The sequence below is a fragment of the Klebsiella sp. WP3-W18-ESBL-02 genome (genome assembly GCF_014168815.1).
In the GTDB taxonomy this organism is placed as follows: domain Bacteria; phylum Pseudomonadota; class Gammaproteobacteria; order Enterobacterales; family Enterobacteriaceae; genus Kluyvera; species Kluyvera ascorbata_B.
The window spans coordinates 741,655-763,383 of record NZ_AP021972.1 but is presented as its reverse complement, the minus strand read 5'-3'; the positions used below and the strand labels follow the sequence as shown (position 1 = coordinate 763,383).

Genomic DNA, 21,729 nt, shown 5'->3' with positions numbered 1-21,729 from the left:
TACGTTAACGGAGAGGACGCCATGAGCTGCATTTTTTGCCAGATAGTTGAAGGTAAAGCCCCCTGCCATAAGGTCTGGGAAGACGAACATCATCTCGCCTTTTTATCGATTTTCCCCAATACCGAAGGCTTCACCGTCGTGATCCCTAAAAAACACTACCCCAGCTACGCATTCGATATGCCGCCGCAGGCGCTGGCAGACTTAGTGCTGGCGACGCAGAAGGTCGCCAAATTACTGGATAACACCTTCGACGACGTGGGGCGCACCGGGATGTTCTTTGAAGGCTTCGGCGTCGATCATGTGCACAGTAAGCTCAGCCCGATGCACGGCACCGGCGATATGCGCCAGTGGCGGCCGATCGAAAACCGGCAGACAAAATTCTTCACGCAGTATGAAGGGTATTTATCCTCACACGATCATGAACGCGCGGATGACGAACAGCTGGCGGCGCTGGCAAAAAGAATCAGAGATATGCAGGAAAAATCGGAGAGCCGGTAACATTAAGGCGCGTCGGGATAACATGCATCATGCAAAGGAAATGCAGAATGGGAAAAATGATCCGTGGGTTGTTTTTACTGCCGCTCTTGTGGCTGAGCACCAGCGCCCTGGCGCAGCCGACGCTTTCACCACAACAAACCGTTGAACAGCTTTACCACGCCTATCTGAACGATGAGCAGTTCGTCTACTTTGGTGAAACGGGCGAAACGCGAATTATCTCTCAGCGCCTGGTCGAAGAATTAAACGAAAACGATCGCTATATCCTGCCGGGTGATGAAGGCTTTCTGGATTACGACCCGATGTGCGGCTGCCAGGATTTTGAATCCCCCTTTGTGGAAAGCATCCAGGCCACGCAAAGTGATGCCACGCACGCCGAGGTCACGGTGCGCTTTCATCCGCTAAAAAGCGATAGCGCGGTCCTCACGCTCATTACGCTGACGCTGATTGCCGAAGGCGATCGCTGGAGGATTGATGACGTAATCGATAGCGACAGCAATGGCGTTACGCTCTACCAAAGACTCCATGCCGAAAACCAACGGATGCGTGCCAGTCTCGTGGGATTACAGCATCCGCAGCCGCAGATTTTTGTCCAGCGCGTCTATGCGCAGCTTGCTCATTCTCCCGTCCCCTGGACGGCGATGGCGACTCCAAAGCTGCTTCAGGCGCTCATCGATTATGAACATGCGGAAGGCAATAGCGGTAAAACGTTTGAAGATCCCCACACGCTGGAATATATCAATAGCAACCCATTATGCGGATGCAGCGAGGGCGACTTTCAAAAAATCATCGCCATGAACGTGGTGGAGCAAAATACCGGGCAGGCCAAAATTCACGTTGCGTATTGGCTCAACGAAAATACACCCGGCGAGCGCGATATCGTGCTAAGCAAAATAGAGAATAATTGGGTGATAGAAGATGTGATTCTTCCCGGGGAAGGCAGCCTTTTACAGCGGCTGCGCAGCGTGGCCGCTGAGGACAGAGCAACCCGCGGCACGCCATCAACCTGATGACACACCGCGGGTCTCAGCGCATTAACGCGCCGGTTTGGCCCGTTTTTTCATCGCGTCGGCCGATGGCTTACGCGGCTGTGCGGCAGGAGCTCTTTTCGCCGCTGTCGGCGTCTGGCGCTGATGTGCCACCGGCGTATGCTTGGTCAGCGCCGGGCGCGTATTGCGATTCTGGCGACGCGCTTCGCGCATCTCATCCAGCGTTGGCGCCGGGACCAGGCAATCGCGACGGCTGCCGATCAGATGCTTTTTCCCCATCGCCTCTAGCGCGGTACGGATCAGCGGCCAGTTAGCCGGATCGTGATAGCGCAGCAGCGCTTTATGCAGACGGCGCTGTTTATCGCCCTTCGGCACCACCACGTCTTCACTCTTATAGCCAATTTTACCCAGCGGGTTCTTGCCGGTGTAATACATGGTGGTCGAGTTCGCCAGCGGCGATGGATAGAAGTTTTGTACCTGATCGAGGCGGAAACGGTGCTGCTTGAGCCACAGCGCCAGGTTCACCATATCTTCATCACGCGTGCCTGGGTGCGCGGAGATAAAGTAAGGGATCAGATACTGTTCTTTGCCCGCCTGCTTCGAATAGGTGTCAAACAGCTCTTTAAAGCGGTGATAGCTGCCCATCCCCGGCTTCATCATTTTCGACAACGGCCCTTCTTCAGTGTGCTCCGGCGCAATCTTCAGGTAGCCGCCGACGTGGTGCGTCGCCAGCTCTTTAATGTAGCGCGGGTCTTCCACGGCCAGGTCATAACGCACGCCGGAAGCGATCAGGATCTTTTTGATGCCTTTCAGGTCGCGGGCGCGGCGATACAGGTTGATGGTCGGCGTATGGTCGGTATCCATATGCGGGCAAATTTCCGGGTACACGCAGGAGAGACGACGGCAGGTCTGCTCGGCACGCGGCGACTTACAGCGCAGCATGTACATGTTGGCCGTCGGGCCACCAAGGTCGGAGATAATGCCGGTAAAACCGGGCACCGTGTCGCGAATGGCTTCGATTTCGTTGATGATCGAATCTTCAGAACGGCTTTGAATAATGCGCCCTTCGTGCTCGGTAATCGAGCAGAACGAGCATCCGCCAAAGCAGCCGCGCATGATGTTGATAGAGAAGCGAATCATCTCATACGCCGGAATACGCGCCTTGCCGTATGCAGGATGCGGCACACGCTTATACGGCAGCGCAAATACGCTGTCCATCTCTTCGGTCGACAGCGGGATAGCCGGCGGGTTAATCCAGATATAGCGGTCGCCCTGCTTCTGCATCAGCGCACGGGCGCTGCCCGGGTTGGTTTCATGGTGAAGAATGCGCGAAGCGTGAGCGTACAGTACCTTATCGTTTTTCACTTTTTCAAACGACGGCAGCAGCACGTAGGTTTTTTCCCACGGTTTCGGACGCGGCGGCTGTACGGTAACCACTTTTGCTTCCTGCTTTTTCGGCGCTACCGGCTTGTTGTCGGCGCACGGCAGGTCTTCCCCGTACGGGTGCGGAATGGGGTCGATTTTCCCCGGGGTGTCGATACGGGTGGAGTCGACGCCGGACCAGCCCGGCAGCGCTTCTTTAACGATAATCGCGGTGTTGCGCACATCGCGAATTTCAGTGATTTTTTCGCCCAGCGCCAGGCGGTGAGCCACTTCCACCAGCGGGCGTTCGCCGTTGCCGAACATCAGCATATCGGCCTTGGCGTCGATCAGCACCGAGCGGCGCACGGTATCAGACCAGTAGTCATAGTGCGCGGTACGACGCAGGCTGGCTTCAATACCGCCGAGGATCACCGGCACATCTTTCCACGCTTCTTTACAGCGTTGGGTATACACCAGCGTCGCGCGGTCCGGGCGCTTGCCCGCCACGTTGTCCGGGGTGTAGGCGTCGTCATGACGCAGCTTCCGGCCGGCGGTGTAGCGGTTGATCATCGAGTCCATGTTACCGGCGGTAACCCCGAAGAACAGATTGGGTTTGCCCAGACGCATAAAGTCGTCTTTGCTGTTCCAGTCCGGCTGGGCGATGATCCCTACGCGGAAGCCCTGCGCTTCCAGCATACGGCCGCAAATTGCCATCCCGAAGCTCGGGTGGTCGACGTAGGCGTCGCCGGTTACCAGAATGATGTCGCAGCTATCCCAGCCAAGTTGATCCATCTCTTCACGTGACATCGGCAAAAACGGTGCCGGCCCAAAGCAGGCGGCCCAGTACTGCGGCCAGGAGAAAAGGTCGCGATCCGGTTGGATCAGGGAGATAGCGCTCATGTTGCTTCCAAAAAATGGTAAAAAAATAATCAAAGGTCGGGGATTATAAGCCCGATCGACGTTCTATGAAACGGGATTTTTTAACGCGTTGATAACCCCGGCGTCGCGACGCTCGGCCGGGTTGTTTAGCGATGTCTTACGGCGCGGGGTTCACCAGAATCTGGCCAATGGAGCCGCGATCGACCAGCTCCAGCGTCTGGCTGGCGAACTGGAACGGGAAGTGCGGCCACGACGGCTGACCGTAGTAGACCAGCAGCTCGACCTGGCCGTCAATCCAGACGGTGTCTTTCCAGCCGCGATCTTCCGGCAACGGCATCGCGCCGTTGACGTTACGAATCTGGAACATCACACCTTCAATATGGAACGACTGCGGCGCGTCCGCGCGCACCGTCCAGCGCTCCCAGGTGCCCTGCTGCGCGGTAATATCAATACGCTGCGGGTCCCACAGCTGACCGTTGATACCAGGATCGTCGCCCAGTCGAATATCACGGCTGCGCAGCGGCGTACCGCTGAGTATTTCCGTCGGCAGGATACGCATCGGTAAGTTATCGGTCACTAACGGCAACAGGCCCGTCGGGCGTAGGGTTAGCACCAGCGTGGAAACCAGTATGCTCGATGGCTCAAAGAAGCCGCGGATGCGATCCATAATGCTGGCAGACTCGCCGCAGGTGATGGACACTTCATCACCGTTGGTCATATCGACCAGCACTTCGCGGCGCTCGCCCGGCGCCAGCGACAGCTGGGTCGTCGAAACCGGTGCCGGCAGGAAGCCCTGATCGCTGGAAATCACGTGCAGCGCGCGCCCGTCGCTCATACGCAGCATATAGCGGCGTGAGTTTGAAGCGTTGAGCAGGCGCAGGCGCACCCAGCCGCGAGAAACCTCGACGTAGGGGCCCTGCACGCCGTTCACCAGCAGCGTGTCACCCACAAAACCGCCGCTGCCCGGTTCGCTATAAACGGGCGTACCGAAGTTGTCCAGCCGTTTGTCCTGAATGATGATCGGAAAGTCGTCCACGCCGTAGTGGCTGGGGAATGGTAAGGACTTACTTACTTCATCTTCCACGAGCCACATGCCCGCCAGGCCGTTATAGACCTGCTGCGCCATATGGTTCGGCGTGTTGGCCTGATACCACAGGGTCGCCGCACTTTGGCGGATCGGCAGCACCGGCGCCCAGTCGGCATTAGGCGTCATCATGCGCGCCGCGCCGCCAATCAGCGGCCCCGGCACCTGCAGGCCGCGCACGGTCATGGCGACATTTTCGGTGAGGCGGTTACTGTAAATGAGCTTAACGTCATCGCCGTTCCAGACGCGGATAGTCGGCCCAAGGTAGCGGCCGTTGACGCCCCATACCTGCGCGCGGGTGCCCTGGCTAAAAGACCAGTGCGCACGCTGTAGCGTTAAGAAAAGGGGCTGTCCGCGACGAGACTCCAGCAGCGGAGGTACCGGCAGCGCGGGCTGCTGCCCTGCGGCCTGCGCCTTCAGCGGCACCGCGCCTGCGCAAAGCGCAACGCCCGAAGCCTGAATAAACTGACGCCGACTGAGTGACATATAAGCTCCATCAAAACTGACAAATCAAACGTGGGAAATCACTTTCCCAACAGCAAAACGGCATACGGCAAGCGCGTTTGCGCGCCGCCGACGGTCATTATTTTTTAGCGGCAGACTCGCGCGCGGCCACTTCCTGGTCCAGCTCGTCAATTTTCGCCTTCATCACTTCGCGGCAGTGTTTCGCCAGCTCGCGTACCTGATCTTTGCCCCACGCGCTGGTGTCGATCGGGTCCAGCATTTCCACAATCACCAGGCCATTGTTCCAGCGGTTGAGCTTGATTTTGTTCGAGGTGTTCGACACGCAGACCGGAATAATCGGTACGCCGGAGGCGATAGCCGCGTGGAACGCGCCGGTTTTAAACGGCAGCAGGCCACGGCCGCGGCTGCGGGTGCCTTCCGGGAACATCCAGAAGGAGATTTTGCGTGTCTGAAAACTGTTCACCACTTCAGAGATCGTACCGTGCGCTTTCGCGCGGTTGTTACGGTCAATCAGCAGGTTACCCGTTAGCCAGTACAGCAGGCCGAAGAACGGAACCCATACCAGACTTTTCTTCCCAACCGTAACGGTAGGCGGCAGCACGATATTGGCCGCAGTCACCATGTCGTAGTTGTTCTGGTGGTTAGCGATGTAGATAGCGTTGCCAAAGCTGTCGGCATTGGCCGGCTTGCGGGTTTCCACTTTTAAACCGAAGACCGGTGCCAGTCGGCCGAACATGTGGCCAAAGGTGGCAACGTGTTTTGGGTTACGCGGGCTGAACAGACAGTAGATACAGCCAAAGATGCATACCAGAATGCAGTAAATGACAACAATAATGACACGTAAAATAAATAGCATAGCGTCCTCTGAACCCTGAACCGCTTAGAATTATACCCGTCGATGCACCGCTGATATGTACGTAAAACGCACATTTTCAGCCCGCCTGACGGGGCACGTATACCGGACAGGGCTTGGTTACTTGCAGACCCCTGCAAAGGGGTATTGTTAATCGCAATGGTTGAATTAACAACGGTTTTGCAGCAATTTTTCCCCCGCCCGATGACGGGGGAAACGCTTACTCTTCGCTGTCGGCCGCCTGCGCGCGCTGCGGCGAATCAATGTCGACACGGTCGATTTTCTGCAGGCCGCGCATCAGCGTCCCACGGCGGCCGCGCTCGCCGGTCACTTTTTGCAGCTCTTCCGGGCGCAGTTTGATCTTACGCTTGCCGACGTGGAAGGTCAGCGTGCTCTGCGGCGGCAGGATGTACAGGTGCGCCAGACTATCGGTACCGCTGGCGGCTTCCGCCGACGGAATATTGATAATCTTGTTGCCCTTACCTTTCGACAGCTGCGGCAGATCGCTCAGCGGGAACATCAGCATACGGCCCGCGGCGGTAATGGCCAGCAGCATATCCGACTCGTCTTCAATCACCAGTGGCGGCATCACGTGCGCGTTATCCGGCAGTGAAATCAGCGCCTTACCGGCACGGTTACGCGCGACAAGGTCATTGAAGGTGCAGATGAAACCGTAGCCCGCGTCGGAAGCCATCAGCAGCTTCGTGTCGTCGCCTTCCATCAGCATATGCTCAACGGTCGCTCCCGGCGGCAGCGTTAGCTTGCCGGTGAGCGGCTCGCCCTGCCCGCGCGCGGACGGCAGCGTGATCGGGTCGATGGCGTAGCTGCGCCCGGTAGTATCAACAAACACTACCGGCTGGTTGCTCTTGCCTTTCACCGACGCCTTCCAGCTGTCGCCGGATTTGTAGCTCAGGCCCTGCGCGTCGATATCGTGGCCTTTGGCGCTGCGCACCCAGCCCATTTGCGACAGCACGATGGTGACCGGCTCAGACGGCAGCATGTCGTGCTCACTCATCGCCTTCGCCTCTTCACGCTCGCGCAGCGGTGAACGACGGTCGTCGCCGAAGGCTTCGGCGTCGGCCTGCAGCTCTTTCTTCAGCAGATTGCTCATCTTACGCTCGGAGGCAAGGATGGCCTGCAGATGATCGCGCTCTTTAGCCAGTTCGTCCTGCTCGCCGCGAATCTTGATCTCTTCGAGTTTGGCGAGATGGCGCAGCTTCAGCTCAAGGATCGCTTCCGCCTGGGTTTCGCTGATGCCAAAGCGCGACATCAGCGCGGGCTTCGGCTCATCTTCGTGGCGGATAATCTCGATAACTTCATCGATGTTGAGAAACGCCACCAGCAAGCCTTCGAGGATATGCAGGCGCTTGAGCACTTTCTCCAGACGGTAGTTCAGACGACGGCGCACCGTGTCGCGGCGGAACGCCAGCCACTCGGTGAGGATTTCCAGCAGATTTTTCACCGCTGGGCGGCCGTCAAGGCCGATCATGTTCAGGTTAATGCGGTAGCTTTTTTCCAGATCGGTGGTGGCGAACAGGTGATGCATCACCGGCTCCATGTCCACGCGGTTGGAGCGCGGTACGATCACCAGACGGGTCGGGTTCTCGTGGTCAGATTCATCGCGCAGGTCATCTACCATCGGCAGCTTTTTATTGCGCATCTGGGCGGCAATTTGCTCCAGCACCTTCGCGCCGGACACCTGGTGCGGCAGCGCGGTAATCACCACCGCGCCGTCTTCTTTCGTCCACACCGCGCGCATACGCACAGAGCCGCGACCGTTCTGGTAAATTTTGCGGATTTCCGCACGGGAGGTGATGATTTCCGCTTCGGTCGGGTAGTCCGGCCCCTGGACGATATCCAGCACCTCGTCGAGGGTGGTTTGCGGTTTTTCAATCAACGTAATCGCCGCTTTCGCCACTTCACGCAGGTTGTGCGGCGGGATATCCGTCGCCATGCCCACGGCAATACCGGTGGTGCCGTTCAGCAAGATGTTTGGCAGACGCGCAGGCAGCATTTTCGGCTCCTGCATCGTGCCGTCAAAGTTCGGCACCCAGTCCGCCGTGCCCTGGCCCAGCTCGCTGAGCAGCAGTTCGGAGTACTTCGACAGGCGCGATTCGGTGTAACGCATTGCGGCGAAGGATTTCGGGTCATCCGGCGCCCCCCAGTTCCCCTGGCCATCAACCAGCGGGTAACGGTAGGAGAACGGCTGCGCCATCAGCACCATCGCTTCATAGCACGCGCTGTCGCCGTGCGGGTGATATTTACCCAGCACGTCGCCGACGGTACGGGCGGATTTTTTGAATTTGGCGCTGGCGTTCAGCCCCAGCTCCGACATCGCGTAAACGATGCGGCGCTGAACCGGCTTCAGGCCGTCGCCAATAAACGGCAACGCGCGGTCCATGATGACGTACATGGAGTAATTTAAGTAGGCGTTTTCCGTAAATTCATGTAGCGCAAGGCGCTCTGCCATATCGCTCATTAACAGTGGATCCTCAATCTGCATGCTGACCGTTCGGACGGCAATATTGCCGCAGATAATACCCTATCTCACGGTCTGAGTCACAAACCGTGAGATAGGTTGCGAGGAAGTTAACGCAGCGGCAGATAGATGTCCGTTATCAGCGCGTGCTCGGGGACTTCATGGACGAAATTGCGGTACTGGAAGAAGACCGGGAAATCGCGCGGCGTTTCACCGCTGCCCGGTAGCCATTCGCGGAACAAGTACCAGACGCTGTCAGACAGTGAATCCAGCGAGCCCTGATGACGCACCACCGCGCAGCGCCCGCCGGGGATTTCAGCGTTAACCACGCCAAACGCGTTCTCCGGTATCGGTGCTGCGACGCTGCCGCAGATATCAAAGCGAAACTGCTCCGGCGGCGTCGTTTGCGGGTCGTGCCAGGCAATGCCGTAAGTTTGGCTGCTTTTCACCGGAGAAAACCCGGTGCTGCGTCGCCATTCAATAAAGGTTGCCGCGCTGTCGTTCACCCGATCCGGATGCCCTTGATGGGTCAACATGGCGACGTTAGTATGCGGAAATTCAACGATTTTCACGTCCATTACGTTCTGCTCCTGTAATGCCAGTTTAGGTACGCGTTGGTGCCAGGCCGCCCAGTTCGGTTTTTGACGGAACTGGCGCGGGCTCTGGCCAAACGCGGTTTTAAAGGCACGAGTGAACGACTCCGGATTCTGAAACCCGGCATCCAGCGCAATATCGATAACCTTATCCTGCGGGTTAAACGCCAGCCGCCAGGAAGCGCGGCGCAGACGTAACCACTGGATATAGCGATACAGCGGCAGGCCGCACCAGGCGGTAAACTGCCGGTGGAAATGAAACGGCGAGCTGTGCGCCATCCGACTTAACGCCTCAATCGATAGAGGCTCATCCAGATGACGCTCAATGTGGTCGCAAACGCGCCGCAGGCGTTTGGCATAAGCCGCGCTAATCATGTCATTCATCACTGCCTCCATGTGGCCCATTTTGCCCTCCGGGCGGCAGCGAATCCTGACCGATCTTGCGCAGTATTGTCGATTATGGATTCACTTTACGAATCTGCTTCACATCAATTTCCACGGAGTTCCAGTCTTTGTCCACTTCACCCTGGATTTCAACAAGATCCTGAGGAGAGATGGTCTGGCCGTTCCAGCGCTTGTGGTCGATATCCACGTTGATGGTGCCGCTGGCATCTTTAAAAATATACAGGTCGTCGGAAATACGCTCGGTAATATTGCCGCGCAGCGTTACCCAGGTATCGTCACGCATTGATTTGGCGTTTGCCGCCGTGGTTACCGTCCCGCTAGGCCCGGTAAAACCGCCGGTTTGCGCGCTAGAAGTGCTGGTGGGGCCGGAAAAACCACCCTGGTTGGCCGCGAAGGCCGGTGCGGATGCCAGTGCCAGAATGGCAGCGAAAGCAGCAAGTTTCTTCATGATGATGTCTCCTTTTTATTGTCTGTGCTCGCTATTACACCGTGCAATTCTTAACAACTTCTTAAGCGAAAAAAAGAATTATTTTTGCTGTACAGCAGCAGCAAAGGCGCGGTTTACTTGGCATTCACGGTGTCGGCAAGGAGCAAAAGATGCGCATTTTGTTGGTAGAAGATGACAAGCTTATCGGCGATGGTATCAAAGCCGGGTTGGGGAAAATGGGCTTTACGCTCGACTGGTTTACCCGCGGTGAAGAAGGGAAAATTGCGCTCTATAACGCCCCCTATGACGCGGTCATCCTCGACCTGACGCTCCCCGGCATCGACGGGCTGGATATCCTGCGCGAATGGCGCGAAAAAACCCGCCGTGAGCCGGTGCTAATCCTCACCGCCCGCGATGCGCTCAGCCAGCGCGTAGAGGGGCTGCGCCTCGGGGCTGATGATTACCTGTGCAAACCGTTCGCCCTGATCGAGCTGGCCGCCAGGCTGGAAGCGCTGATTCGCCGCGCCCACGGCCAGCCCAGCAGCACGCTGCGTCACGGCGATGTCGAACTGGACCCCGGTAGCCTCACCGCGACGTTAAACGGTGAACCGCTGGCCCTCAAACCTAAAGAGTTCGCCCTGCTGGAGCTGCTGCTGCGTAACGTCGGGCGCGTACTGCCGCGTAAGCTTATCGAAGAGAAGCTCTATAGCTGGGATGAAGACGTTTCCAGTAACGCCATTGAAGTGCATGTCCATCATCTGCGCCGCAAGCTCGGCAGCACGTTTATACGCACCGTTCACGGTATCGGCTACACCCTGGGTGACCAATGAATCTATTCCGCCGCCTCAGTCTGCGCGTTCGTCTGACGCTCCTGTTTATGCTGCTTTCCGCCATCACCTGGTGTTTTGCCAGCGCGATTGCCTGGAAGCAAACCACCCATAAGCTGGATAAACTCTTCGATACCCAGCAGATGCTGTTTGCCAAGCGCATCAGCGCCATGGATTTTGCCGATTTAACCACCTCACGCCAGTGGGTACGCGCGCCGAAAAAGGTCAAGCACGGCCATCTCGACGAAGATGCCATCGCCTTCGCCATCTACACGACCGATGGGAAAATGGTGCTGCACGACGGCGAGAACGGGCCGTATATTCCTTATCACTACCGGCGCGAAGGCTTTGACGACGGCCAGCTTAGCAATGATGACGACAGCTGGCGCTTTCTGTGGCTGACGACCGCCGATAAAAAGTACCGTATCGTGGTCGGCCAGGAGTGGGATTATCGCCGGGAGATGGCGCTGGATATCATCACCGGTCAGCTGACGCCATGGCTTATCGCCCTACCGATCATGTTTTTGCTGCTGATTGTCCTGCTCAGCCGCGAGCTGGCACCGCTGAAAAAATTGACCCGGACGCTGCGCCAGCGCGACCCGGACGCCGGTGAAGCGCTCAGCACCGACGGCGTGCCTAGCGAAGTTCGTCCGCTGCTGGACGCGCTTAATCAGCTGTTCCGCCGCACCCATGACATGATGACCCGCGAGCGACGCTTTACCTCTGACGCCGCGCACGAGCTACGTAGCCCACTGACCGCGCTGCGGGTACAGGCCGAAGTGGCAGAACTCTCGCAGGGCGATCCGTCGGGCCAGCGTCGGGCGCTGGCACAGCTGCACGCGGGCATCGACCGGGCGACCCGCTTAGTCGAACAGCTGTTGACCCTTTCACGCCTGGATTCGCTGGAACAGCTGGCGGACGTGCAGACCGTGGTGCTCGACGATCTGCTGCAATCTTCGGTCATGGACATCTACCACACCGCACAAAAAGCGGGCATTGAAGTCCGCCTGCATACCGGCGAGCCACCGGTATCGCGCACCGCGCAGCCGCTGCTGCTTGGGCTGCTGGTGCGTAATCTACTCGATAACGCGGTGCGCTACAGCCCGGCCGGCAGCGTGGTCGACGTCACGCTGACGCCTGAGGGTTTTAGCGTGCGCGACAACGGCCCCGGCATCAGCCCGGAGGCGCTGGCGCGCGTCGGTGAACGGTTCTATCGCCCACCGGGACAGGATGAAACCGGCAGCGGCCTGGGGCTGTCTATCGTGCAGCGCATCGCCGCGCTGCATCAGATGTCGGCCACATTTCACAATGCCCCCGGAGGCGGATTCCAGGCTGATATTCGCTGGTAGACCGATTATTGCTCTTTTAGCAAAAGACTTTGCACATTTTGCACATTTAACCTCTTCGGCACGCCGAGTATCATGGCTGACAAAAGCATTTTATTGAGGATAAATAATGAGCAACATTCTGATTGTTAACGGCGCGAAAAAATTCGGCCACTCCAACGGCCAGCTGAATGACACCCTGACCGAAGTCGCGGAAACCTTCCTGCGCGACCTCGGGCATGATGTTAGAGTGGTTCGCGCCGACGGCGACTACGATGTCAAAGCCGAAGTGCAGAACTTCCTGTGGGCCGATTCCGTTATCTGGCAGATGCCGGGCTGGTGGATGGGCGCACCGTGGACCGTCAAAAAATATATCGATGATGTCTTCACCGAAGGTCACGGCACGCTGTATGCCAGCGATGGCCGTACCCGTTCCGATGCCAGCAAAAAATACGGCTCCGGCGGTCTGATTCAGGGCAAGACCTATATGCTGTCTCTGACCTGGAATGCCCCAATGGAAGCCTTTACCGATAAAGACCAGTTCTTCCACGGCGTGGGCGTTGACGGCGTTTACCTGCCGTTCCACAAAGCCAACCAGTTCCTGGGAATGGAAGCGCTGCCGACCTTTATTGCCAACGACGTGATTAAAATGCCTGACATTCCACGTTATGTTGCAGAATACCGCGAGCATCTTGCGAAGATTTTTGGTTAACTGGTCACCTGGAATTAGAAGGAGTTAATCATGTTGACAGTTATTGCTGAAATCCGTACTCGTCCGGGCCAACATCATCGTCAGGCGGTACTGGAACAGTTCACCAAAATTATCCCAACCGTACTGAAAGAAGACGGCTGCCACGGCTACGCGCCGATGGTGGACCACGCCGCAGGCGTTAGCTTCCAGACCACCGCGCCGGACTCTATCGTGATGGTTGAAGTGTGGGAAAGCGTCGCGCACCTTGAAGCGCACCTGCAAACCCCGCACATGAAAGCCTGGAGCGAAGCGGTGAAAGGCGACGTGCTGGATACGACCATTCGTATTCTGGAGTCAGGCGTTTAAGGTTAACGCATTAACGTAGCCCGGCCGAACGCAGCTCGTCCGGGATACGTGTTGAATGCAGGCCCGGTAAGCGCAGCGCCACCGGGCAATATCAATTTACCAGTACAGCTTCCAGCTCTGCGTCATGCGCACCAGCGCTTCCACATAGAAGTAATCCCCCCAGCTACAGCATTCATCCACGCCCTTATCGCTGGCGAAGTGATAGACCGAATGCTTCAGCACGCCGGTACCCGGCTCATCAATGCCCATCAGATAATGTTTCGACAGCGAGGACATAATGCCCATCGCCCACTGCTGATAGCGCTCGCGATCCGGATCGGTGGTCGGCAGATGCTTCACCAGCTCCAGCAAGCCGCACACCGCAATCGCCGCCGAGGATGAATCCCGCAGCGCGTCGGTGCCCACCAGCGCCAGATCCCAGTGGCATACGTGGTCTTCCGGCAGGCGGTTGAGGAAGTAGTTGGCCAGTTTTTTCGACAGGCTAATCAGTTCTTTATCGCCGGTATAGAGGAAGCTCAACATAAAGCCGTAAATGCCCCACGCCTGCCCGCGCGACCAGCAGGAATCATCCGCATAGCCCTGCTGCGTTTTGCCAAAGCGCGGCGCACCGGTCTGCACGTCCATGTAGTAGGTGTGGTAGGTCGAGGCGTCTTCACGCACCAGATACTTCGCCGACTGGCGTACGTGAGCACGTGCGGCGTCGGCGAATCTTGGATCGCCGGTTTGTTCAGTCGCCCAGTAGAGCAACGGCAGGTTCATGGTGCAGTCGATAATCATGCGCCCCGCCTGCTCCGGGTCGGTCAGTACGCCCCAGGCCTGGATAATTTCCGCTTTACGATGGAAGCGCTCCAGCAGCGCTTCCGCTGCCTGCAAAGAGAAGCCGCGCGCATCGCGATTGCCGGTCAAGCGCCACGCTGACACGCAGGAAAGCGTGTACAGGAAGCCCAGGTCATGCGTGTTGGTGTCGCAGCGGCCCGCAATACGCAGGCCGAACGAGCGCACGTGTTTTTCCGCCAGCGCCCGGTATTTCTCCTCACCGGTCATCTCCCAGGCCAGCCACAGTTGACCGGTCCAGAAGCTGGTGGTCCACTCAACGTTTTCGGTGAGCGGATAGTAGCCGTTCACGCAGGCCTCGCCCGGGAATTTATCACCGAAATCCGTTAAATGACGGCTAATCAGCTTAAGGACATGGCTACGCGCCGAGCACAGCTCATCGTTAAACGTCTGAAGATTAACGGGTGCACCCGGAAATTCGCGCAGGGTTTCCTCAACGATAGGGTTTAACATATTCGGTTCCTTCATTCAGTCATACTTATTTAGAAATACCATTCTCAGCAACATCAAGCGCAGGCTGACGATGATTCTGACGTTTACAGGCAGATAAGGTAAATGCGGATATCAACGTAAAGAACAGCGCAATACCCCCCATGATCATATAAGTCTTTTCAAAGCCGATGCGGTCGTACAATAATCCTGCCGGAGAAGACACCACCACGTTGCCGATATACAACATGGCCTGATAACCCAATAAATACATGGTGGCATTGACGCGTTTATCGAAATGCTCGGCAATATATTTAAAGACCGATACCAGCAGCAGACAAATTTCCAGGCCGTACAGCGGTTTAATCACCGAAATAAGCAGATGCGAGTCGCACAGGCCGGAAATCACCAGGCGAGCACCAACGAGCGCCCCGACAATGATCAGGCCGCGTTTTGCGCCAATATAGTTAACGAACATCGGCATAAAGATGTACATCACAAACTCGGTGCCGGACTGCACGGTTCCCAGTAAACCAAAGATAGTGTTGCCTTCGTGCACATCGCTAAAGAAGGTGACGAAGTAGCGGGAGAACTGCTGCTCAGCCACAAACATCATCCACGCTACGCCTGCCACATACAGGCAGAAAGCCCAGAACTTGCCGCTTTTCAGCAGGTCGAATACGTCTTTCAGGACAATCTTATCCTTCGAGATAACCGCGCTGGCGTTGCTGGTTTCAGTATCCACTTTCAGGCTGATTAACACCGCCAGCATGACCAGCGATGCCACGCTGCCGAGAATAAAGTTGTAGGCCGGAGAGATATTAAACAGCAGGCCGGAGAACGACGACGCCACCGCCCAGCCGAGCGAGCCCCACATACGAATCTGGCCAAACTCCATGTTGTTCAGACGGCTGTAGCGATCGGCATAGGATTCACAGGCTGCCACGCCGGCATACCACGCAAAGCTCAGATAAATAGCACCAACAATAATCCCCACGGTGGTGTAGGAGAGCAGCAGCGGTTGGTAGACATAAATAAAGAACGGCGCCATCAGGGCGGACATCACGACCACAAAATAGAGCAGATATTTACTCATCCCTATTTTATCGAGAATGTAGCCGTAAATCGGTTTAAGGATAACGGAGAAGATGCCGTTTACGGCAAATACGGTACCAATTACCGCACCGCTGAGTTCTGCTTTTTGCCCAAGCCAGATAGCAAATAAACCAATACTGGCAGACCAGGTAAAGAAATATAAAAAGATAAATGAGCTTATTTTGTAATATTCCAGCCTGTTTGTTGACGATAGTTTTTCCATACGGTCCTCGACAAGACGATGTAGGGGTACAAACTCTGCATCATGGTGAGGCAGAGTTTGTCAGGAGGTATTCCGGTTTAATTTTTATCCGGGTATTTAAAAATTCAGCGTTGTTATTTTTCCGCTGATGTTATCCGTCACGTTCAGCGTATTATTTTGAATATGCAGCGTGGGCAATGCGGGCAACAGCATATTGTGGTTAGCGCTTGCCACCACGGCGCAGCATAGCCAGTGTTCACCGGGTGCTATCTCACCCGTTAACGTTGGGATCGCCGCGCACTCAGCAAACATCACGCTGCTGTTCGGCGGGGTAATGACGCTATCGGCAACGCGAACGGCCAACGGCGAGAGATCCACCACCGCGCTCACGCCGTTGGCCGCGTTCACCAGGCTCTGGCGCACGGTCAGCTCCGCCTCGGCTTTCATCACCGCAAAACCCCCTTCCACCGTCTGCAGGCGACGCGCCGTATTCACGCGGTGAACGCGAACGTGCCAATCACCACACGGGATAAGCCAGGTATCCACCTGCACGTCGTGCCACGGCAGCCAGCGTGAGTAAATTGCGCCGTCCAGCATCTCAACGCTCTCGCATTCGCGGCGGCCGCGCCAGTAGTTGTCGTTATCCGACAGCAGCAGCATCGAGTCACAGGCCGCGTGCTTAATACCGTAACGTCCCCGCTCGATGGTGAAGCCAAAGCGCGTGGAGTAGGCAAATTTGGTGTACTTGGCCTCGGTGTTGACGTAGTTGTTCAGCTCGAGCTGACCGGAAGTGAGCATCACCACATGCTTCGAGTTGTCGCTGTGCTGCAAAATTTGCTGGGCAGGTACAATCGCATGCACCGGCGCCAGGCTCGGCAGCGGCAGCGCTTCCGCCTGCCAGAAAGCATGGGTTTCCGGCAGCGCCATGATCAGGAATACCTTCAGCGCCCAGTACGGCGAGCCCGGCGAGTTGTAGTCTTCGCACATCGCCAGATTCGGGTAGGCAAAGCCCAGCGTCAGGATGCCGTCGCGGTCGAAAATCGGCTGTTCAAGCCACCAGCGCAGGTGACGCAAGATAATGCCTTTCACCACGCCAGGCGAGAACACGTCGAGCCCGGCGAAGGCCACGCCGCTCCAGAAAGCGACCATCGCAAAGCGGTAGGTCAGGCTGCGGCCAAACGGTACAGATGCCCCGTCGGCGGCGGAAAAATAGATAAAATCTTTGGCAAACAGGCAGGCACGTTCACGCAGCGTCGCGGCGCGCGTTGGGTCATCTTCCGCGTTCAGCGTAGCGTAAATCAGGCCGTAAAAGTGGAACGCCATCGAGATGTAATAATCCTTCGGACGCCCCGGGCCATCGGAGTACCAGCCACCGCCAAGATAGTAGGCTTCCATCATCGTAAAGCGGCGGTCGATAGCGGCCTGGTCATACGGTAGCCCGGCACGCTTAAAGCCCAGCTGCACGATAATCGCGAAGTAGTTCCAGTTGCTGTCCGGCATCTGGGCATCGGTGATTTGGTTCAACCAACGGTGCAGGTTTTCAAGCTCGGTGGCGCTAAAGTGACGGGTCAGCTTGTCCTGCAACAGCGCCAGACCGAGTCCGTAGGCCGCCATCTCAACCAGACGCTGGTCGTACGGCCCGGTTTCGCCCCAGTAAGCTGGGCTGTGCGGGTCGGTGCCGAGCTTAATGGCGGTGATGTACTTCTCGCTGAATGGTACCTGCGCGCCGCCCGCCAGCAGCGGGAACAGCCCCCAAAGCGCTCTCGATAAGCCCTCCATCTCCGCGATATCCTGGGTGTAGTGCGCGCAGGTATTACCCAGCGAGAACTGCGCCGCATGGGCGGGAAATTGTTTATCGAGAGCGCTCAGCATCGTTACCAGCGTCGCCGTAACGTCTTCACGTGATGACAATATTTTTGATATTTCAGTCACTGTCCTGACCCCTAATTTAACCATCCTCGAAAGTGGCTAAAGCATAGAGAATCCGGGTAATGCAGAAATGTTAACCAGGTCACAACTGATTGTATTATCTGAACCCGCGCTTGATAAAATTTAAAACAGTGGTTTAGTAGTAAGATTAAACCGGTAAAAATTTAAAAATATTGCACATGTCGTCGTCCTGGAATGCCGAACATCTGGAGCTCATCACGCTGAATGACGCCGTAGCGTCATTCAGTCGTCTGTTTGCTAACACCGTGCGCTATCACCACTGGCACCAGTGTCTGGAGATCCTCTACGTTGAGGAAGGTTTTGGCGTGGTCATTGTCGATAATCGGCAGTACACCATGCGCCCCGGCCGGCTGTTTTTCTTCCCACCGTTTACGCTGCATAAAGTCATGGTCGATGAGAAAGCCCAGGACCGTTATCGCCGGACGATTATTCATGTCGATCAGCACGCAATTGCTAAACTTCTCCGCCATTTCCCGGAAAATTACCGCCGTTTGCTGGCGCTTTCTGCCCGTGGCCGCCCGGCATTTGTTGCCGATCTGGCCGAAATACACCCGCATATTGATCATCTGTTCAGCCTGTACGCACGCGCGGCGCAGGTTTCAGCATTGAGCAGCGAGCAGATTGCCTGCATGTTGATGACCTTATTCAATATGCTGCCGCCGGGGCAGGAGCAGATGACCGATACATCACGCGGCATTGCCAGCCCGGTGATGTTCTGGATTGAAGAAAACTATCAACACAAATTCAGCCTCGATGCGCTGGCGGCCGAGCTGGGAAAATCGCGCAGCTACCTGTCGCGCCGCTTTCGCGCCGAGACCGGTGAACATATTCACGACTACCTGAATACCCTGCGCCTGCGCCGCGCCTGTGAACTGTTGCTGCACAGCACGCTGCCGGTGAATGAGATTGCCGGACAGGTCGGGTTTGCCGAAGTGACCTACTTTATTAGTTCATTTAAAAAGGGGATCGGCGAGACCCCCTTGCAGTATCGAAAAAATCACGCCTCGCGTCGGCAGGCTAGCGGAAATGCGCCGGCAGCCACAGCGAAATCATCGGAATATAGGTGATGATCACCAGCACGAGGAACAGCACGCAGTAGAACGGGACCATCGCTTTCACCACGGTTTCGATCTTCTGCCCGCTGACGGCGCTGGCCACGAACAGCACCGATCCCACCGGCGGAGTAATAAGACCAATCCCTAAGTTCATCATCATAATGATGCCAAAATGCACCGGATCGATGCCCAGTTCCACCACCACCGGCAGTAGAATAGGCGTCAGGATCAGGATCAGCGGCGCCATGTCCATCAGGCAGCCCAATAGCAGCAGCATAATGTTGATAATCAACAAGATGACGTACTTGTTGTCCGACAACGACAGCAGTGCAGCGGAGATCTCCTGCGGCAGCCCCACCAGCGTCATCACCGAGCCAAACGCAGCGGCGAACGCGATCAGCACCATCACCATGGTGACGGTTTTGATAGTGCGGTGAATCAGCTTCGGGAAATCCTTCAGCTTGTATTCGCGATAGATAAAGAACGTGACGAACATCGCCCAGATGCAGGCAATTGCCCCCGACTCGGTTGGCGTAAAGAAGCCGGAAAGGATACCGCCGGAGATGATCACAATGGTAATCAGCCCCCAGATGGCGTCCGAGGCAATCTTGATCTTGCGCTTAAGTTCAACTCGCTCTTCTTTGGGATAGTTGTTTTTACGCGCGGCAATCAGACACATCACGATAAGCGTCAGACATAGCACCAGCGTTGGGATGATCCCTGCGAGGAACATCGCCGGGATGGTCACCGCCGCGGTGTTGGCCACGATCGCAAACAGCACCGAGTTATGGCTTGGCGGCACGAGGATCGCCTGCACCGAGGCGCTGGCGGTGAGCACCGCACCAAACGAACGTGGATACCCCTTGCGCTCCATCTCCGGGATCAGCACCGATCCGATCGACGCGGTGTCGGCGACCGACGATCCGGAAATGGCCCCGAACAGCGTAGACGCCAGAATGTTAACCAGCGACAGCCCACCGCGGATCCATCCCACGAACAGCCCGGCAAAATCCACCAATCTTCGCGCCATTCCCCCTTCGGCCATAATGGCCCCCGCAAACACAAAAAACGGGATGGTCAGCAGGTTGACGTTATCGGTACTGTGGAAAATGGTGATGATCAGCCCGTCGAGAGAAAAGTCGGCAAATGCCGTCACCACCACCGCAGTAAGACCCACGGCGTAGGCAACCGGCATACCGATAGCCATCAGCACCACGAAGGTCGTCACAAAAATAATCAGCGTTAAATCCATTGCGTTCGCTCCTCAGTGACCGACTTTCGGCGAGCCAAACTGCACCAGCTCGCGGTGCGTTTGCGGGCCGCACAGCAGTTTTTCCACCACAAACAGCAGCGTAAAGAACGAGCCCAGCGGAATAGGCAGATGGGTGATCCCTGACGTCAGGAACGGCAGCGACGGCACCACGTCTTCCCAGGCATCCATGCAGCCAACGATCCCCCAGTGGATGATAAACAGGCAGGTCGCGAGCATCGCCAGATCGACAAACACCGCCAGCCCTTTTTTCATCACCGGGTTGATGCGATCCACCAGCATCGTGATAGCAATGTGGCTGCCCGCACGATAGGCCGCTGCCGCTCCCACGAATGAGAAGGTGATCATACAGATCTGCGACAGCGGCTCCGGCCAGCTGGTTGACGCATGCGGCAGAAAGCCAAGCCATTCGGGAAAATCAGGGCGAAAACGCGCGTAAATCCCCACCAGATAAATAAACGTCATAAATAACAGGCTGATCCCTGACAGCCAGATGCAGATCCGATACACGCCATCCATGACCAGGACATAGATATTTTTCATTGTTATCTCCAGATCAAAACGGACAGGCCAGCCCGTGCCAGCCTGCCGCTGTGCGTCTTACTTGGTGTCCTGAATTTCCTGCATTAACTCGCTGAACTGCTTACCGTATTTCTCACGGACCGGCGCGGTAGCATCAACAAACGGTTTCTTGTCGACCGGAAGGAATTTCACGCCCTGGCTTTGCAGGCGCTGTTTGGATTTCTCGACATATTCAGCCCACAGTACGCGCTCTTCGGCCTGAGCTTCCTGCGCCAATTTCGTAATCAGCGCCTGATCTTCGGCAGACAGCTTGCTCCATTTGCGCTTTGAGAAAGCGAGCACTTCCGGAATCATAAAGTGTTCGGTGAGATCAAAATACTTCGTACCTGCCACGACGTAGTTTTCGGTGTCAAAGGTCGGCTCGTTGTTTTCCGCGGCATCGATCACCCCGGTTTGCAGACTGGCAAAAACGTCGCCAACCGGCAGCACGATGGGGTTCGCGCCCAGCGCTTTGAAGGTATCAAGGCCAATCGGGTTATTTTGCAGTCGGATCTTCACCCCTTTCAGATCCTCAAGCGTGGTAATCGGTTTTTTGGTGATCAAGCTGCGCGAGCCCGCATCCATCCAGCCAAGGAAGACCAGCCCGAGCTTACTGTCGGTGATCTCTTTCGCCAGCTTGCTGCCAACATCGCCATCCAGCACCTTATGCTGATGATCGGTATCGCGGAATACGAACGGCATGTTAAAGACGCTAACCTGCGGCAGGATGCCGCCAACCGGTGACATAGAGACGCGAAGAATATCAATAGCGCCCGCACGGGTCTTTTCCAGCGTGGTGCTTTCATCCCCCATCTGGCCGCTCGGGAACATACGAATGGACAGCCGCCCGTCGGTCTGTTGACTGAGCTTTTCCCCCATATGAATAACCGCTGCGGTAGTCGGGTAATCCGCCGGATGCACATCTGAAGCAATAAACACCGTTTTGGCCATTGCCGCCGCGGACCCCATCAGTAACGAGAAAGTTAAAGCGCTTACTGCCAGTTTTCTTCTTAACATAGACGATTCTCTTTTGATTAAAGATAAATTTCCCTATGCGAATCACTTGCCAGCATAGATTGACGTCCATGTTCAA

At 56.5% G+C, this 21,729-nt stretch carries 19 protein-coding genes; 7 read left to right on the top strand and 12 right to left on the bottom strand.

The genetic code is table 11. From position 1 onward, the window contains the following. Positions 1-21 precede the first annotated feature (21 nt). Positions 22-498, top strand: coding sequence for an HIT family protein (locus tag H7R56_RS03730; RefSeq protein ID WP_106929683.1), 477 nt, complete (start codon positions 22-24; stop codon positions 496-498). Between the two features lie 47 nt (positions 499-545). Further along, a complete protein-coding gene (locus H7R56_RS03725) occupies positions 546-1,505 on the top strand; it encodes a DUF3828 domain-containing protein (RefSeq protein WP_181358035.1) in 960 nt (319 codons plus the stop codon). A gap of 24 nt (positions 1,506-1,529) precedes the next feature. Here H7R56_RS03725 and H7R56_RS03720 read toward each other — a convergent pair whose 3' ends face one another. From H7R56_RS03720 to H7R56_RS03695, 6 genes are all read right to left on the bottom strand, one after another. Beyond that, the gene (locus H7R56_RS03720) at positions 1,530-3,746 is read right to left on the bottom strand and encodes a YgiQ family radical SAM protein (RefSeq protein ID WP_182928511.1); all 2,217 of its coding nucleotides are present in this window, start codon (positions 3,744-3,746) and stop codon (positions 1,530-1,532) included. A gap of 136 nt (positions 3,747-3,882) precedes the next feature. Beyond that, on the bottom strand, positions 3,883-5,295 hold the full coding sequence (gene ftsP, locus H7R56_RS03715) for a cell division protein FtsP (RefSeq protein WP_182928510.1): 1,413 nt from the start codon (positions 5,293-5,295) through the stop codon (positions 3,883-3,885). A gap of 97 nt (positions 5,296-5,392) precedes the next feature. Then, positions 5,393-6,130 (bottom strand): 1-acylglycerol-3-phosphate O-acyltransferase, encoded by a 738-nt coding sequence (locus H7R56_RS03710; RefSeq protein WP_106929675.1) that lies wholly within the window; start codon positions 6,128-6,130, stop codon positions 5,393-5,395. 217 nt (positions 6,131-6,347) lie between these two features. Further along, on the bottom strand, positions 6,348-8,606 hold the full coding sequence (parC, locus tag H7R56_RS03705) for a DNA topoisomerase IV subunit A (protein ID WP_106929673.1): 2,259 nt from the start codon (positions 8,604-8,606) through the stop codon (positions 6,348-6,350). 110 nt (positions 8,607-8,716) lie between these two features. Continuing rightward, complete coding sequence (locus H7R56_RS03700; RefSeq protein WP_106929761.1) at positions 8,717-9,583, bottom strand: AraC family transcriptional regulator; 867 nt, start codon at positions 9,581-9,583, stop codon at positions 8,717-8,719. Positions 9,584-9,656: 73 nt separating this feature from the next. Beyond that, positions 9,657-10,052: a YgiW/YdeI family stress tolerance OB fold protein gene (locus H7R56_RS03695; protein WP_106929671.1), complete on the bottom strand. Its 396-nt coding sequence runs from the start codon at positions 10,050-10,052 to the stop codon at positions 9,657-9,659. Between the two features lie 149 nt (positions 10,053-10,201). Here H7R56_RS03695 and qseB point away from each other — a divergent pair, with 149 nt between their 5' ends. The 4 genes from qseB to H7R56_RS03675 all read left to right on the top strand — a co-directional run bounded on the left by qseB (position 10,202) and on the right by H7R56_RS03675 (position 13,240). Beyond that, the gene (gene qseB, locus H7R56_RS03690) at positions 10,202-10,861 is read left to right on the top strand and encodes a quorum sensing response regulator transcription factor QseB (protein ID WP_106929669.1); all 660 of its coding nucleotides are present in this window, start codon (positions 10,202-10,204) and stop codon (positions 10,859-10,861) included. Then, entirely contained in the window at positions 10,858-12,207 is a 1,350-nt protein-coding gene (gene qseC / locus H7R56_RS03685) for a quorum sensing histidine kinase QseC (RefSeq protein WP_106929667.1), read from the top strand. Before qseB ends, qseC begins: the two co-directional genes overlap by 4 nt. Positions 12,208-12,313: 106 nt before the next feature. Next, on the top strand, positions 12,314-12,895 hold the full coding sequence (locus H7R56_RS03680; RefSeq protein ID WP_106929666.1) for an NAD(P)H-dependent oxidoreductase: 582 nt from the start codon (positions 12,314-12,316) through the stop codon (positions 12,893-12,895). A 30-nt stretch (positions 12,896-12,925) separates the two neighbouring features. Then, positions 12,926-13,240 carry a putative quinol monooxygenase gene (locus H7R56_RS03675; protein WP_106929664.1) on the top strand — a complete coding sequence of 105 codons (315 nt, stop codon included), beginning with the start codon at positions 12,926-12,928 and terminating at the stop codon, positions 13,238-13,240. A 96-nt stretch (positions 13,241-13,336) separates the two neighbouring features. On the opposite strand, the gene H7R56_RS03670 is transcribed toward H7R56_RS03675, so the two are convergent. The 3 genes from H7R56_RS03670 to H7R56_RS03660 form a co-directional block, all read right to left on the bottom strand. Next, positions 13,337-14,527: a glycoside hydrolase family 88 protein gene (locus H7R56_RS03670; protein ID WP_106929663.1), complete on the bottom strand. Its 1,191-nt coding sequence runs from the start codon at positions 14,525-14,527 to the stop codon at positions 13,337-13,339. Positions 14,528-14,552: 25 nt separating this feature from the next. Continuing rightward, positions 14,553-15,821, bottom strand: a complete 1,269-nt coding sequence (locus tag H7R56_RS03665; RefSeq protein ID WP_106929661.1) for an oligosaccharide MFS transporter — start codon at positions 15,819-15,821, stop codon at positions 14,553-14,555. Between the two features lie 96 nt (positions 15,822-15,917). After that, positions 15,918-17,756: a DUF2264 domain-containing protein gene (locus tag H7R56_RS03660; RefSeq protein ID WP_106929659.1), complete on the bottom strand. Its 1,839-nt coding sequence runs from the start codon at positions 17,754-17,756 to the stop codon at positions 15,918-15,920. Positions 17,757-17,908: 152 nt separating this feature from the next. On the opposite strand from H7R56_RS03660, the gene H7R56_RS03655 reads away from it, so the two are divergent. Next, the gene (locus H7R56_RS03655; RefSeq protein ID WP_106929658.1) at positions 17,909-18,817 is read left to right on the top strand and encodes an AraC family transcriptional regulator; all 909 of its coding nucleotides are present in this window, start codon (positions 17,909-17,911) and stop codon (positions 18,815-18,817) included. On the opposite strand, the gene H7R56_RS03650 is transcribed toward H7R56_RS03655, so the two are convergent. From H7R56_RS03650 to H7R56_RS03640, 3 genes are read right to left on the bottom strand one after another with little or no spacing between them, the layout of a single operon-like run. Beyond that, positions 18,768-20,057 (bottom strand): TRAP transporter large permease, encoded by a 1,290-nt coding sequence (locus H7R56_RS03650; RefSeq protein ID WP_106929656.1) that lies wholly within the window; start codon positions 20,055-20,057, stop codon positions 18,768-18,770. The genes H7R56_RS03655 and H7R56_RS03650 overlap by 50 nt on opposite strands. A 12-nt stretch (positions 20,058-20,069) precedes the next feature. Further along, entirely contained in the window at positions 20,070-20,618 is a 549-nt protein-coding gene (locus H7R56_RS03645) for a TRAP transporter small permease (protein ID WP_106929655.1), read from the bottom strand. A gap of 57 nt (positions 20,619-20,675) precedes the next feature. Next, entirely contained in the window at positions 20,676-21,653 is a 978-nt protein-coding gene (locus H7R56_RS03640) for a TRAP transporter substrate-binding protein (protein ID WP_106929653.1), read from the bottom strand. Positions 21,654-21,729 lie beyond the last annotated feature (76 nt).

What these genes read in the sequence shown, in the direction of transcription:
- qseC (WP_106929667.1), top strand. Translation starts at nt 10,858, where the DNA reads ATGAATCTATTCCGCCGCCTCAGTCTGCGCGTTCGTCTGACGCTCCTG.
- H7R56_RS03680 (WP_106929666.1), top strand. Translation starts at nt 12,314, where the DNA reads ATGAGCAACATTCTGATTGTTAACGGCGCGAAAAAATTCGGCCACTCC.
- H7R56_RS03710 (WP_106929675.1), bottom strand. Translation starts at nt 6,130, where the DNA reads ATGCTATTTATTTTACGTGTCATTATTGTTGTCATTTACTGCATTCTG.
- H7R56_RS03695 (WP_106929671.1), bottom strand. Translation starts at nt 10,052, where the DNA reads ATGAAGAAACTTGCTGCTTTCGCTGCCATTCTGGCACTGGCATCCGCA.
- H7R56_RS03720 (WP_182928511.1), bottom strand. Translation starts at nt 3,746, where the DNA reads ATGAGCGCTATCTCCCTGATCCAACCGGATCGCGACCTTTTCTCCTGG.
- parC (WP_106929673.1), bottom strand. Translation starts at nt 8,606, where the DNA reads ATGAGCGATATGGCAGAGCGCCTTGCGCTACATGAATTTACGGAAAAC.
- H7R56_RS03645 (WP_106929655.1), bottom strand. Translation starts at nt 20,618, where the DNA reads ATGAAAAATATCTATGTCCTGGTCATGGATGGCGTGTATCGGATCTGC.
- H7R56_RS03725 (WP_181358035.1), top strand. Translation starts at nt 546, where the DNA reads ATGGGAAAAATGATCCGTGGGTTGTTTTTACTGCCGCTCTTGTGGCTG.
- H7R56_RS03700 (WP_106929761.1), bottom strand. Translation starts at nt 9,583, where the DNA reads ATGAATGACATGATTAGCGCGGCTTATGCCAAACGCCTGCGGCGCGTT.
- ftsP (WP_182928510.1), bottom strand. Translation starts at nt 5,295, where the DNA reads ATGTCACTCAGTCGGCGTCAGTTTATTCAGGCTTCGGGCGTTGCGCTT.
- H7R56_RS03665 (WP_106929661.1), bottom strand. Translation starts at nt 15,821, where the DNA reads ATGGAAAAACTATCGTCAACAAACAGGCTGGAATATTACAAAATAAGC.
- H7R56_RS03650 (WP_106929656.1), bottom strand. Translation starts at nt 20,057, where the DNA reads ATGGATTTAACGCTGATTATTTTTGTGACGACCTTCGTGGTGCTGATG.
- H7R56_RS03640 (WP_106929653.1), bottom strand. Translation starts at nt 21,653, where the DNA reads ATGTTAAGAAGAAAACTGGCAGTAAGCGCTTTAACTTTCTCGTTACTG.
- H7R56_RS03675 (WP_106929664.1), top strand. Translation starts at nt 12,926, where the DNA reads ATGTTGACAGTTATTGCTGAAATCCGTACTCGTCCGGGCCAACATCAT.
- H7R56_RS03670 (WP_106929663.1), bottom strand. Translation starts at nt 14,527, where the DNA reads ATGTTAAACCCTATCGTTGAGGAAACCCTGCGCGAATTTCCGGGTGCA.
- qseB (WP_106929669.1), top strand. Translation starts at nt 10,202, where the DNA reads ATGCGCATTTTGTTGGTAGAAGATGACAAGCTTATCGGCGATGGTATC.
- H7R56_RS03660 (WP_106929659.1), bottom strand. Translation starts at nt 17,756, where the DNA reads ATGGTTAAATTAGGGGTCAGGACAGTGACTGAAATATCAAAAATATTG.
- H7R56_RS03730 (WP_106929683.1), top strand. Translation starts at nt 22, where the DNA reads ATGAGCTGCATTTTTTGCCAGATAGTTGAAGGTAAAGCCCCCTGCCAT.
- H7R56_RS03655 (WP_106929658.1), top strand. Translation starts at nt 17,909, where the DNA reads ATGTCGTCGTCCTGGAATGCCGAACATCTGGAGCTCATCACGCTGAAT.